We start from the raw sequence: 13248 nt of genomic DNA on the forward strand, positions 1-13248 counted from the left end.
CGCGCCGCGTCGTGCGCCGTGCCGGCCTTCTGGAGAGAGCGGGCCGCACGGACGATCTGGAAGGTAGCAACGCTCCGCGGGCCCGCAGACCCCGGAAGATTCCGGACTGACAGGCGAGCGCGCGTCGGCTAGGCGGTGGGAGGCACCGCGGGTGGCACCGCCGGGGCCGCGGGGGTGTCACCGGGATTTCATCGCTCCTCCCTAGCGTGGCCCCGTTCGGGCACGGGCCTGGACCACAGGGGAAGGACGGCTCGATGGCGCGGTGGAGATTCACAGCGAGGCTGCCGATGGTGCTCACGGCCGCGGTCGCGGTCATGAGCACGTTGGCGGCCACCGGATCACAGGCTCCGGCACAGGCATCGCCACAGGCATCGGCACCGGACAAGCCGACGATCCGCTACACCGAATACGGGATCCCGCACATCATCGCCTCGAACTGGGAGGGGCTGGGCACGGGCTACGGGTACGCCGCCGCCAAGGACAACATCTGCACCTTGGCCGACACCTATCTGATGGTCAACGCCCAGAGGTCCCGCTTCCTGGGGCCCGACGGCAGGGCGAGCCCCGGCGAGCACCAGAACACCACCAGCAATCTCAACAGCGACATCTACTTCCAACGGATGAACGACAACCGGGTGGTGGAGCGGCTGATCGACCTGCCCGCGCCCAACGGGCCGGAGCCGGAGGTGAAGGAGGCCATTCGCGGCTACGTCCAGGGATACAACCGCTACCTGGCCGAGACGGGCGCCGACAACATCACCGACCCGGCCTGCCGCGGCAAGGCCTGGGTGCGGCCGATCACGGAGCTGGACGTCTACCGGCACGCGCACGCCGAGATCATCATGGGCAGCGCCGACGTACTGCTCGACGGTCAGGTCAACGCCGCGCCCCCGGGGGCTTCGGCCGCCGCCGCTCCGCCGGCCTCCTCGCCCGCGGAGACCGCGACGAAGATCCGCGACGCGCTGGCGGTCAACCGTCAGCAGAGCATGGGCAGCAACGCGCTGGCGGTCGGTTCCCAGGGAGTGTCCGGGGGCACCAGCATGCTGCTCGCGAACCCGCACTTCCCCTGGCAGGGCAAGAACCGGATGTGGCAGAGCCAGCTGACGATCCCGGGAAAGATCAATGTCTCCGGGGCCAGCCTGCTCGGCTTCCCCGCGGTGAACATCGGGCACAACGACGACGTCGCCTGGAGCCACACCGTCGCCACGGTGGCTCCCTTCGGACTGTTCGACGTACAGGTCGATCTGCTGAACCCGACCAACTACCTGGTCGACGGCGCCTGGCAGGCGATGACCTCACAGCAGGTCGGTGTCGACGTGCTGAACGCGGACGGTTCCATCGGCAGGGTCAACAGGACGTTGTGGGCCACCCGTTACGGCCCGATCACCACACAGGTGCTGACCGTGGGACTGCCCTGGGTGGTCAGCGCGCACGCGGTGCGCGACGTGAACATGGACAATCTGCGGGCGCTGAACACCTGGTTCCACCTCGACCAGGCCAAGGACGTCAACGAGGTGGTGAACACCTTGGAGACCACGCAGGGCGTCCCCTTCTTCAACACCGTCGCCTCCGACCGCAAGGGCAACGCGCTGTACGCGGACATCCAGGCCACCCCGAACATCACCGACGAGCACGCCCAGTCGTGCCTGACCCTGACCGGCCAGGCGCTGTTCAACCAGGTGCTGCGGCTGCCGAACGTACCGCCGGTCTCCATCTTCGACGGCAAGCGCAGCGCGTGCGACTGGCCCGACGACCCGAACGCGGTCGCGCCGGGACTGCTGGACCCGCGCAAGCAGCCGCGGCTGATCCGCAAGGACTTCGTGGGCAACGCCAACGACAGCGCCTGGCTGGCCAACCCCGAGCAGCCGCTGTTCTTCCCGCGGGTGATGGGCGACACGCGGACGCCCCGGTCGCTGCGCACCCAGGAGCTGATCCAGACCGCGCAGAAGCGGATCAACGGCACCGACGGCCTGCCCGGCCGGGGGTTCACGCCGGAGAACATGCGGCAGTTGCTGTTCGCCGACAACAGCCGGGCCGCCGATCTGGCCCTCGACGCCACGGTGACGATGTGCCGGAGCCTGCTCTTCGGGCTCATCCTGGTGGACGGCCAGCTGGTCAACGTGAGCGAGGCCTGCCCGATCCTGGCCGCCTGGAAGAGCCACGACTTCACGGCGGACAGCCGAGGGTCCTGGCTGTTCGAGAACTACTGGTACTCCCTGGTCGGCGGTCAGTCGATCGAGAAGCTGCCGTGGCGGGTTCCGTTCGACCCCAACGACCCGGTGCACACGCCCAACTCGCTGGACTCCGGAAGTTCCGCCGTCCGCGACGCGCTCGGCCGGGCGGTCATCGCCCTGCGCAACGCGGGAATTCCGCTGAACGCGCCGTTGTCGGACGTCCAGAAGATCACGCGGGGCGGTGAGCAGATCCCGATCCACGGGGCCGTCCACGAGATGGGCGTGCTGAACGTGATCACCCCCGGCTCGATCGACGGAAAGATGGACATCACCTTCGGGTCCAGCTTCATCCAGGTGGTGCGCTTCACCGCCGAGGGTCCGCCGCAGACCTCCTCCGTGCTGGCCTACTCCCAGTCGGCCAACCCCAATTCGCCGCACTACGCGGATCAGACCAAGTTGTTCTCGGCGGGCCAGTGGGTGACCGAACGGTTCACGGAGGAGCAGATCGCGGCCTCACCGGCATTGGAGGTCAAGGTCCTGAACTGAGACCGGTCCCCCGATCGGTCTCGCAACCGCGCAACGACAAGGCTCACGAGGGAGCATGCTGTGATGAGGAAGACAAGCCGGTGGCGCATGGTGGTGGCCTTGATGGCCGCCGTGGTGGGAATGGCGGTGCCGGCCGGTTCGGCACAGGCCGCCGACGACACCGCGCCGCCGAGGATGGCGGACGGGTTCGGCCTGACCCAGGTCGACACGGCGGTGGGCGGCCCCACCAACTTCTACATCACCGTGACCACACCCGAGGTCGCGGGCAAGCACCACATCAAGATCATCCTGCCGAGCGGCTACCACGCCGACCCGACCCGGCGCTACCCGGTGCTGTACTTCCTGCACGGTTCGCCCGACGATCCGATCCAGCAGAACTATCCGGCGCTGACCACCTCCACCGAGATGATCACGGTCATCCCGGACGGCGGCGCCCGCGGCTGGTACGCCAACTGGCTCAACCAGCGGACCGCGGCCGGTGTCCAGAACTGGGAGAACTTCCACCTCAAGCAGGTGATTCCGTTCATCGACGCGAACCTGCGGACCATCGCCGCCAAGAAGGCCAGGGCGGTCGCCGGCGTCTCCATGGGCGGGTTCGGGGCCCTGCACTACGCCCAGGTCCGCCCGGACCTGTTCAGCCAGACCGCGTCCCTGTCGGGGGACATCGACCTGTCGGTCAGGTCCATGGACCTGCGGATGGCCGTCGTCGCCTCCCTCGTCGGCTACGCGCCCAGCGTGGACAGTGACGCCGTGTTCGGCTCGCCCTACCCGGTGTTCAACGCCGACTGGCGGTTCAACGAGGTGAACCCCTCCGCGCACATGAACAAGCTCGCGGGGGTCGGGGTGTCCATCTACGTCGGCAACGGGCGCGGAGACGTCACCGACCTGGAGTTCTGGGTCGAGAGCGCGTCCAAGCACGTCAAGGCCAGCATGGACGCCCTGGGCATGCCCTACTACTACGTCGACTACGGCGACGGTGCCGGTTGGGGCACCCTGTGCAACGGCGGCCACAACGCCGGCTGCTGGGAAGAGGACCTCCGGGACCTGATCCCCCGTCTGGAGAGGTCCTTCGCCGCCTGATCGCGCGGTGACCGGGCCGGGCCGGGCCGTAACCCGGCACCGGCCCGGTCACCGTGCGTCGCGGGCCGGTTCGAGTCCGGCATCGTCCCCGAGCAGGACCATCTGCCGGGTCCGCCGCAGCAGGCGGCCGGGAGAGACGCCGAGGTCGTCGTCCAGACGGCGGCGGGCGCGCTCGAACACGGTCAGCGCGTCGGCCTGCCGGCCGCCGCGGTACAGCGCGCGCATCAGCATCGCCGCCACCGGCTCGTGCAGGGGGTGGGCCGCGGACAGGGCGAACAGCCCGGTGACCGCCTCGGAGTGCCGGCCCAGCCGCAGCTGCCCCTGCGACATCCGCTGCGCGACGGTGATCCTGAGCTCGGTGAGCCGCAGCCGCTCCAGCTCGGCGAGGGGCCCGGGCAGTCCGGCCAAGGGCTCCCCGCGAAAGAGGTCCAGCGCCCGGGAGCACAGACGGACCACCTCCTCCGGCTCATCCGCCCGGTCGGCGGCCTCCGCGCGGGCGGCCAGTCGCTCCATGCGCGCCACGTCCACGTCGACCGCGCCGGAGACCAGCCGGTAGCCGCAGCGGTCGTGCTCGATCACCGGGTCCGGGCGGCCGTCCCCGGCGTGCAGGGACTTGCGCAGCCGGTAGACGTACACCGGCACCACGTTCGTGACGGGCGGCTCCGTCCCCCATACCCCGTCGAGCAGTTCCTGCCGGCTGGCCGTCCGTCCCGCGCACAGCGCCAGCGCCGCCAGTACGGCCTGCTGGCGCAGGTGCCCCAGCTTCAGGGGCCGCCCGTCCTGCCGTGCCCGCACCGGTCCGAGCAGGGAGATCTCCACCTTCGGTCCGGACGCCCGGCCGGCGGCGGTCCGCGGCGCCGGGTCCGCCGCCCTCGTACGGGGGCCGCTGCCGGGGACCACGAGGCCGCAGTCGAAGGCGTGGACGATGGCCGCGGCCCGGTCGCGCAGCCCGAGCTTCACGAGGATCCGCGCGAGGTGTCCGGCGACGGCCTCCTCGGGCATGGCGAGGGCGGCCGCGATCTCGTCGTCCCGCAGGCCGCAGCCGATCGCGTGGAGCACCTTGCGCTCCCCCTGCACGAGGGCGGCGGCGGTTGGCCGGCGGGTGGTGGCGGTCGTCGTCATCACTGCTCCCCGGGCTCCAGGCTGCTCGGCCGGTCCGGCCGATGCGGTGGACAAGGTAGTGCCGGGAGCGCCGGGCAAGGCATCCGGAACGATCCGGAGTGACACGGGCGACGGTGCCCGGTGAACTCTGTGTGCCCGGACTCCTCCGGCCGGTGCCCCGATTCGTCCCGCGCAGGTCAGCCGCCGCGAACGGCGGCCGGACACCGAGCGGATCGTGCGCACGCCACTTCACGACAGAAGGGAACACGATGGCGATATCCGGTTTACGCCGCATGTTCACCAGACTGGCCTTGTCGGCCGGCACATGGGCTCTGGTCGTCGGAATGACGGCCTCGGCCGCCTCCGCCGCACCCGCACCCGTTCCGGGCCCGGGCGGCGACCGCTCCGGCGTCGCCCGGTACTTCAGCGGCCCGCAGGGCTTCGCCATTCCGACCGTGCCGTGCGATCCGGCCGGCCCGTCGGCCACCGACGGCATCCTGGCCGACCAGCTCAACCCGCAGTTGCAGGCGAAGATGGCCGGCTACATGAACGCCTACAAGGTGTCCTGCGCCCGGATGGTGACCCAGGCGGTGAAGGACCGGGGGCTCAACCAGCGGGCCGCGACCATCGCCATCGCCACGGTCATCGTGGAGTCCAGCCTCAACAACTACGCCCAGGCCGTCGACTACACCAGCCTCGGGCTGTTCCAGCAGCAGGACTGGTGGGGCAGCCGGGAGGAGCGGCTGAACCCGGCCTACGCCACCAACGCCTTCTTCGACGAGGTGGAACGGATGTATCCCGGCGGCTCGTGGAACAACGAGGCGATCGGCGAGGTGTGCTGGAACGTTCAGCGGCCGAGGGAGGACCTGCGCGGCCTGTACGCCGTCGAGGCGGACGACGCGATGCTCATCGCCAACGCGCTGTGGTCCGGCACGGGCGCCACGGGCCCCAAGCACCCGTACGCCTCGGGCCGGGTGACGACCGGGCGGTCCGCGGACGGCCGGCTCGAGGCCTTCGCCGCCGGCGCCGACGGCGTCTACCACGCGTGGCAGACCGCGGTGAACGGCGGCTGGTCGCAGTGGCGGTTCGAAGGGGGGCCGCGCAACGCGCAGTTGGCCGTGGCGGCGAACGCGGACGGCCGGCTGGAGGTGTTCGCCCTGTCGGACAGCACCTTCGACCACATGTGGCAGACCGCACCCGGCGGGAGCTGGTCGGCCTGGGGGAACTTCGGCGGCGGCGGGTACCGACTGGCCGCGGGCAACAACGCCGACGGCCGCATCGAGGTGTTCGCCTCCAACGCCACCGGGGTGTTCCACCGCTGGCAGACCGCGCCCAGCGGCGGCTGGGCCAACTGGGAGGGCGTCGGCGGCGGACCGGCGAACTCGCGGCTCGCCGTGGAGACCGCGCCCGACGGGCGTCTCGAGGTCTTCGCGCTGTCGGACTCGACCTTCGAGCACCTCTACCAGACCGGGGTCAACGGCGGCTGGTCCGCCTGGGAGAACTTCGGCGGCGGCGGTCACGACCTGGCCGCCGGCTACAACCAGGACGGCAGGCTCGAGGTGTTCGCGTCCAACGCCAACGGCGTGTTCCACCGCTGGCAGACCGGCCCCGGCTCATGGTCGGACTGGGCCGGCATGGGCGGGATCTCCAACGCCGAACTGACGGTCTCGCGGTCGGCCGACGGCCGGGTCGAGGTGTACGCGATCAACGCCAACGCGGCGGGCCACGCCTGGCAGACCCGCCCGAACGCGGCGTTCTCCGAGTGGGCGACCTTCGGTGGCGGCGGCACCGAGATCGCCGCGGGCAACAACGCCGACGGCCGCATCGAGGTGTTCGCCACCAGCCACGCCGGCGTTTACCACAAGTGGCAGACCGGCTTCGCCACGTGGTCGGACTGGGCCTGGCTCAACGACGGCGGCCCCGCGGTGAACTAGGCCGCCTCTTTCGAATCCTGTCGGGCCCGCGGCACTCTCCTTGCCGGGGCGGGCGAAGTCGCCGACGATGCTCTGAGGCCCCCGCCGGCCGGACTCCACCGGATTCGGTCGGGACATCGCAGGACAGGGGAAACAGTGAAGAAGGACCGTGTTGTGAAGAGGTTCCCGGTACCGTCGGCGACTTCGGCGCTCTTGCCGCTCCTCGTGGTCGCCGGGCTGCTGCTGGGCCCCGCGGCGACCGCCGCGGCAGCGGCCGTGCCGGCCGTCCGCCAGGCGCCGGCCGCGACGGCGGCGCTCGCGCCGGGCGCGCTGCCCGCCGGGGGCACCGGATCGACGGCCGCCCTCGGTACGTCGGCGTCCTCCCCGGTCCAGGTCGTCGCCGAAGGCAAGAAGAAGAAGTCGAAGAAGAGCAAGAGGAGCGGCGGGCTCCTCAAGAAGATCGTGATCATCGCGGTCGTCGTCATCGTCCTGATCGTGGTCGTCTACGGGGTCCGCCGCGTTCTGCGCCGCAGGTCCGCCTAGTGCTGTGACCGGGAAGGTTCGCCGGGTTGCTCGTGGTGCTGGTTGGAAAGGAGTTCTCCAATCAGCGTGGGGAGGCGGGATGGCGCAACCGGTCCGGGTTCGCGGGCTGACCGAGCAGGAGGGGCTACGAGGCCCCGCCCCCCCGCCGCCCTGCGGGCCCGCGTCCGCAGCCTCGGCCCTTCGATGACCCGCTCCATGCAGGCCGTCGCCGAGGCCGTCGCCGCCGACCCCGCCGGGTGCGCCGCGCTCACCGTCAGCGACCTCGCCGCCCGCACCGGCACCAGCGAGGCCACCGTCGTCCGCACCGCCCGCCTCCTCGGCTACCCCGGCTACCGCGACCTGCGCCTCGCGCTCGCCGCGCTCGCCGCGCAGCAGGAGTCCGGCGCGGCCCCCGCCGTCACCGTGGACATAGCCGTCGACGACTCCCTCGCGAACGTGGTCGCCAAGCTCGCCCACGAGGAGGCCCAGACCCTCGCCGACACCGCCGCCGGCCTCGACGTCGCCGCCCTCGGCGCGGCCGTGACCGCCCTCGCGGGCGCCCGCCGCATCGAGATCTACGGCGTCGGAGCCTCCGGCCTCGTCGCCCAGGACCTCGCGCAGAAGCTGTCGCGCATCGGCCTCATCGCCCACGCGCACAACGACCCGCACCTGGCCGTCACCCACTCCGTCCTGCTCCGCCCCGGCGACGTGGCCGTCGCCATCACCCACTCCGGCGGCACCGGCGACGTCATCGACCCCCTGCGGATCGCCTTCGAGCACGGCGCCACCACCCTGGCGCTCACGGCCCGCGCGAACTCCCCCGTCGTCCACTACGCCGACCTCGTCCTGGCCACCTCCGCGGCCCGCGAGACCCAGCTGCGCCCGGCCGCCATGTCCAGCCGCACCAGCCAGCTCCTCGTCGTCGACTGCCTCTTCGTCGGCGTCGCCCAGCAGACCTACGCGACCGCCGCGCCCGCGCTGGCGGCCTCGTACGAGGCGCTCGCACCCCGCCACCACACCCCCGTCCCCACCGCCAAGCGCAACAGCACCACCCGCTAGCAGCCAGCAGCAGCCGTAGTAGTTCAGGAGCCCCCTCATGACCGCGTACAGCGAACTCCGTGCCCAGCTCGCCACCTTGACCACCGAGGCCTTCCGCCCCGAGCTGGCCGAGATCGACCGGCTGTCCACCCTCGAGATCGCCCGTCTCATGAACGCCGAGGACGCCACCGTCCCGGCCGCCGTCGCCGGCGAGCTGGAGACGATCGCGTCCGCCGTCGACGGGATCTCCGAGCGGATGGCCCGCGGCGGGCGCCTGATCTACGCGGGAGCCGGCACCGCCGGCCGGATGGGCGTACTGGACGCCAGCGAGTGCCCGCCCACCTTCAACACCGACCCCTCCGAGGTCGTCGGCCTGATCGCGGGCGGCCCCTCCGCCATGGTCAAGGCCGTCGAGGGCGCCGAGGACTCCAAGGAACTGGCCGCCGAGGACCTGGCCGCGCTGGCCCTGACCGCCGACGACACCGTCATCGGGATCTCCGCCTCCGGCCGCACCCCGTACGCGATCGGCGCCGTCGAGTTCGGCCGCGGCCGCGGCGCGCTCACCGTCGGCCTGTCCTGCAACGCGGGCTCCGCGCTCGCCGCGGCCGCCGACCTCGGCATCGAGGTCGTCGTCGGACCCGAACTCCTCACCGGGTCCACCCGCCTGAAGGCGGGCACCGCGCAGAAGCTCGTCCTCAACCTCATCTCGACCGTCACGATGATCCGGCTCGGCAAGACCTACGGGAACCTGATGGTCGACATGCGCTCCTCCAACGAGAAGCTGCGCGCCCGCGCCCGCCGCATCGTCTCGCTCGCGACCGGAGCCCCCGACGAGGAGATCGAGGCCGCGCTCGCCGCCTGCGACGGCGAGGTCAAGCAGGCCATCCTCGTCGTCCTCGGCGGAGTCGACGGCCCCACGGCCGCCGAACTGCTCACCGCCTCCAAGGGCCACCTCCGGGCCGCCCTCGCCCGCACCCAGACCCTCCGCTGACCCCCAGCTGACCCCCAGCAGCAAGGCGAACACCAAGATGTCCACTGACAAGAACCGCGCCACAGCCGCCGCGATCCTTCCTCTGGTCGGCGGCCCGGACAACATCGTCTCCATCGCGCACTGCATGACCCGTCTGCGCATCACCCTGCGCGACCGCTCCCTGGTCCAGGACGAGGCCCTCAAGGCCCTCCCCGCCGTGATGGGCGTCGTCGAGGACGACACCTACCAGATCGTGCTGGGACCGGGCACCGTCGCCCGCGTCACCCCCGAGTTCGAGGCCCTCGTCGCGGAAGGCCGCTCGGCGGCCCCGACCGCGGCCCCGACCGCCGCCCCGGCCCCCTCGGGCTCCGCCGGCCACGGCGCCGACGAGCTCGCCGCCCAGGGCGCGGCCATCAAGAACGCGCAGAAGGCGAAGAACTCCACCCCGTTCAAGCTGTTCCTGCGCCGCATCGCGAACATCTTCGTCCCGCTGATCCCGGCCCTCATCGGCTGCGGCATCATCGCCGGCCTCAACGGCTTCATCACGAACATGGGCTGGCTGCCCGCGGTCGTCCCGGCGCTCGCCGCGATGGCCACCGGATTCATGTCCCTGATCGCCGTCTTCGTCGGCTACAACACGGCCAAGGAGTTCGGCGGCACCGCGATCCTCGGCGGCGCCGTCGCCGCGATCATCGTCTTCCCGGGCGTCGCGAAGATCGACGCGTTCGGCCAGCAGCTCTCCCCCGGCCAGGGCGGCGTCCTCGGCGCCCTGGCGGCCGCGCTCCTCGCCGTCCAGGTGGAGAAGTGGTGCCGCAAGTGGGTCCCCGAGGCGCTGGACGTCCTCGTCACCCCCACCCTCACCGTCCTGATCTCCGGCCTGGTCACCATCTTCGGCCTGATGTTCGTCGCCGGCGAGGTCTCCTCCGCCATCGGTACGTTCGCCACCTGGCTGCTCGCCACCGGCGGCGCCTTCGCGGGCCTGGTCCTCGGCGGCCTCTTCCTCCCGCTGGTCATGCTGGGCCTGCACCAGGCCCTGATCCCCATCCACACCACCCTGATCGAGCAGACCGGCTACACCGTCCTGCTCCCCATCCTCGCCATGGCAGGCGCGGGCCAGGTCGGCGCCGCCATCGCCGTCTACTACAAGCTCCCGCGCAACCGCTCGCTCCGCGCCACCATCAAGTCCGCCCTCCCGGCCGGCTTCCTGGGCGTCGGCGAACCGCTGATCTACGGCGTCTCCCTCCCCCTGGGCCGCCCCTTCATCACCGCCTGCATCGGCGGCGCGGCGGGCGGGGCCTTCGTCGGCCTCTTCAACCAGCTGGGCACCGCCTTCGGCTCCACCGCCATCGGCCCCTCCGGCTGGGCGCTGTTCCCGCTGCTGGACGGCAGGTCGGGCATGGGGATGACCATCGCGATCTACGCGGGCGGCCTGGCCGTCGGCTACCTCGTCGGCTTCGCCGCCACGTTCTTCTTCGGCTTCACCCGACAGATGCTCGCCGAGTTCAACACCGACCCGGACGGCGGCGCACAAGCCGCCGCCGAGCCCGCCTCCCCGGCGCCGGTGAGCGAGCCCGCGGGCTCGGCGCCGGTCCCCGTGGGCAGCTGACCCCTGACATGCGAGAAGGCTCCCGGCCGGTGTGGTCCACCGGCCGGGAGCCTTTCCTGTCCACGTCACTTCGCGTCCACGTCACTTCGCGTCTACGTCACTTGGTGCGTACGCCGCCTCGTGCGTACGCCGCCTCGTGTCAGGCGCAGTTGGACGGAGCGGGACGGCCCGCGAAGCGGTCCGCGATCCAGCTCAGGTACTGCGGCTCGGCCACGTTGGGGATCGTCTGGTGCGTCGCCCCCTGGTACTTCGTGTACTGCACCGGCTTGTTGAAGCGGCAGGCCCGCTTCACGTACTCGTCGGTGGAGTTCGGGTTGATGACCGTGTCCGCCGTGCCCTGCATCACCAGGATCGGCGCCACCGAGGTGACCAGGCCCGCGGTGTTCTCGCGGAAGCGCTGGTGCCAGACCTCCGGCACCACCGACAGCGGCTGGAACAGCGTGTCGAGCTGCCCGACGTTGCCCACGTTGTTCTGGATCACGTCGGCGAGGTGCTCGATGCACATCACCCCGTCACCGCGCAGCGCCTCCAGGCCGGCCGGCTTCAGCACGTCCTCGGCCCTCAGCCCGGGGTAGGCCGCGAGGAAGCCCCGGTAGACGTTGACGCGCAGCGCCGCGTTGTGGGAGGGCGAGGTGGGGGACGTCGGTCCGGGCAGCACCAGGCCGCGGAAGTCCGGCCCCAGGTTGGCGGCGGGCGCGAGCGCCGCGATGCCGACCAGGTTGGTCTCCGGGGTGTACGCCTTGTAGTTCTGGGCGATGAAGGCGGCCGCGCCGCCGCCCTGCGACCAGCCGAGCACGGCCGCCTTGCGGTTCGCGTGGGTGTCGGTGATCTGGCGGGCCGCACGCACCGAGTCCAGGACGTTGTTCGTCTCCGTGACGGCGACCGTGTACTGGTGCACGCCCGGGGTCCCCAGACCCTGGTAGTCCGTGCCGACCACCACGTCACCGGAGTCGAGGAACTGCGTCAGCGCCGGCACGCCGACATCGATGCCCCACGGGCTGTCGTAGGTGTAATAGCCCACCAGGTCGGTGGCCGGGTTCGGCACGGCGGAGGGCGCGCACTGGCGCGGCCCGCCCACGGTCCCGTGGGCCCAGGCCACGACGTTGCGGCCGTGGCGCGGCGCGGGGGCGTCGGGCCAGGCCACGATGCCCGAGACGGCGACGGGGGTACCGCTCTGCAGCGTCGAGAGGTAGAGGATCCGGCAGGCGCGGGCACCGTTCGGGGCGTCGACGCGGCGGGCCCAGATCAGGTCACCGTGCTCACCCTCGGGCAGCGGCGACGGCGGGTCGTAGAACTTCTCGCCCTCCGGGCCGATCGGTACGCCCGGGGCGCACAGGCCCTTGCCACCCTTGCCGCCGTCCGGGTTCGTCGTCGCAGTGGCGGTCGTGCCGCAGCCCAGCGCGAGGATCGCGGCCAGACCGGCCGCGGCGATCGCCGAAAGCCGTCGTCTCATCATTTCGTCCATTCACTCGGTGCCGGACGAGAGAGTAGGGAGAAAGATGCGGTTTGTCGCTGACTGTAACGATTTGCGTCCTCTGTGTCGCAGGGAATCCGGGGAACCGTCAGGCCGACCAAACGGCATCATGGGCCGATGACCGACTCGATACCGGCCGTCGTCCCGTCAGGCCGGATGGCCGCACTCCCGCAGCCGTCGTACGCCCTGCCCTGCGGGATGCGGCTGCGCCCCTGGGAGGCGTACGACGCCCCCGCGCTCGTGGCCGCGTACGCCGATCCGGACATCCGCCACTGGAACCGCCCCGACCCCCTCACCGAGGACCGGGCCGTCACCCGCATCGCCCGCTGGCGCGAGCGCTGGCGGACCGAACGGGCGGCGGTCTGGGCCGTGGCCCCCGCCGGAGGGGGCGTGGCCGTCGGCGTGATCGGCATCGCCGACATCGACCTGCGCGGCGGCAGCGGCGAGATCATGTACTGGCTCCTGCCCGCGGGACGCGGCGCCGGAGCCACCGCCGAGGGCGTGTTGGCCGTGACCCGCTGGGCCTTCGAGGACCTCGGCCTGCACCGCCTGCGCATCACCCACTCGGTGGCCAACCCGGCGTCCTGCCGCGTCGCGACGAAGGCCGGCTACCCCCTGGAAGGCACCCTGCGCGGCGCGGTCCTCCACGCGGACGGCTGGCACGACGAACACCTCCACGCGCGACTGCGCACGGACTGAGACCCAGGGCAGCCCGCGAGCGCACACGATCGGGCGAATCGGCACACAAAGCCGGTCATCACGCCTCGCATATGCCATAGACCTATGCGCATGTACCTCTACGCCCCACACGCCGAACACGGCGG

The 13248-nt window shown here is 71.5% G+C and carries 10 protein-coding genes; 8 read left to right on the top strand and 2 right to left on the bottom strand.

What is annotated here, in order from left to right; translation table 11 throughout:
* The first annotated feature begins 254 nt into the window (after positions 1-254).
* The gene (locus DRB96_RS27910) at positions 255-2720 is read left to right on the top strand and encodes a penicillin acylase family protein (protein ID WP_112450957.1); all 2466 of its coding nucleotides are present in this window, start codon (positions 255-257) and stop codon (positions 2718-2720) included.
* Between the two features lie 60 nt (positions 2721-2780).
* A complete protein-coding gene (locus DRB96_RS27915; RefSeq protein WP_112450958.1) occupies positions 2781-3800 on the top strand; it encodes an alpha/beta hydrolase-fold protein in 1020 nt (339 codons plus the stop codon).
* A 48-nt stretch (positions 3801-3848) separates the two neighbouring features.
* Here the strand turns inward: DRB96_RS27915 and DRB96_RS27920 are convergent, their stop codons facing one another.
* Positions 3849-4922: a BTAD domain-containing putative transcriptional regulator gene (locus tag DRB96_RS27920; RefSeq protein ID WP_112450959.1), complete on the bottom strand. Its 1074-nt coding sequence runs from the start codon at positions 4920-4922 to the stop codon at positions 3849-3851.
* A 248-nt stretch (positions 4923-5170) separates the two neighbouring features.
* On the opposite strand from DRB96_RS27920, the gene DRB96_RS27925 reads away from it, so the two are divergent.
* The 5 genes from DRB96_RS27925 (at position 5171) to DRB96_RS27945 (ending at position 10950) form a co-directional block, all read left to right on the top strand.
* On the top strand, positions 5171-6835 hold the full coding sequence (locus DRB96_RS27925; RefSeq protein WP_112450960.1) for a peptidase M23: 1665 nt from the start codon (positions 5171-5173) through the stop codon (positions 6833-6835).
* A 153-nt stretch (positions 6836-6988) separates the two neighbouring features.
* Complete coding sequence (locus tag DRB96_RS27930) at positions 6989-7357, top strand: hypothetical protein (protein ID WP_112450961.1); 369 nt, start codon at positions 6989-6991, stop codon at positions 7355-7357.
* 150 nt (positions 7358-7507) lie between these two features.
* Entirely contained in the window at positions 7508-8395 is an 888-nt protein-coding gene (locus DRB96_RS27935; RefSeq protein WP_112463255.1) for a MurR/RpiR family transcriptional regulator, read from the top strand.
* Between the two features lie 37 nt (positions 8396-8432).
* Complete coding sequence (gene murQ / locus DRB96_RS27940; protein WP_112450963.1) at positions 8433-9365, top strand: N-acetylmuramic acid 6-phosphate etherase; 933 nt, start codon at positions 8433-8435, stop codon at positions 9363-9365.
* A gap of 37 nt (positions 9366-9402) precedes the next feature.
* A complete protein-coding gene (locus tag DRB96_RS27945; protein WP_112450964.1) occupies positions 9403-10950 on the top strand; it encodes a PTS transporter subunit EIIC in 1548 nt (515 codons plus the stop codon).
* Between the two features lie 139 nt (positions 10951-11089).
* Here DRB96_RS27945 and DRB96_RS27950 read toward each other — a convergent pair whose 3' ends face one another.
* Positions 11090-12403 carry a lipase family protein gene (locus tag DRB96_RS27950; RefSeq protein WP_162688533.1) on the bottom strand — a complete coding sequence of 438 codons (1314 nt, stop codon included), beginning with the start codon at positions 12401-12403 and terminating at the stop codon, positions 11090-11092.
* Positions 12404-12541: 138 nt separating this feature from the next.
* On the opposite strand from DRB96_RS27950, the gene DRB96_RS27955 reads away from it, so the two are divergent.
* Positions 12542-13123 carry a GNAT family N-acetyltransferase gene (locus DRB96_RS27955; protein ID WP_112450966.1) on the top strand — a complete coding sequence of 194 codons (582 nt, stop codon included), beginning with the start codon at positions 12542-12544 and terminating at the stop codon, positions 13121-13123.
* Positions 13124-13248 lie beyond the last annotated feature (125 nt).

Source organism: Streptomyces sp. ICC1 (genome assembly GCF_003287935.1).
GTDB lineage: Bacteria > Actinomycetota > Actinomycetes > Streptomycetales > Streptomycetaceae > Streptomyces > Streptomyces tritrimontium.

Bases quoted from the DNA above. Each gene is read 5' to 3' on its own strand.
- DRB96_RS27925 (WP_112450960.1), top strand. From the start codon at position 5,171: ATGGCGATATCCGGTTTACGCCGCATGTTCACCAGACTGGCCTTGTCG.
- murQ (WP_112450963.1), top strand. From the start codon at position 8,433: ATGACCGCGTACAGCGAACTCCGTGCCCAGCTCGCCACCTTGACCACC.
- DRB96_RS27950 (WP_162688533.1), bottom strand. From the start codon at position 12,403: ATGAGACGACGGCTTTCGGCGATCGCCGCGGCCGGTCTGGCCGCGATC.
- DRB96_RS27955 (WP_112450966.1), top strand. From the start codon at position 12,542: ATGACCGACTCGATACCGGCCGTCGTCCCGTCAGGCCGGATGGCCGCA.
- DRB96_RS27920 (WP_112450959.1), bottom strand. From the start codon at position 4,922: ATGACGACGACCGCCACCACCCGCCGGCCAACCGCCGCCGCCCTCGTG.
- DRB96_RS27910 (WP_112450957.1), top strand. From the start codon at position 255: ATGGCGCGGTGGAGATTCACAGCGAGGCTGCCGATGGTGCTCACGGCC.
- DRB96_RS27945 (WP_112450964.1), top strand. From the start codon at position 9,403: ATGTCCACTGACAAGAACCGCGCCACAGCCGCCGCGATCCTTCCTCTG.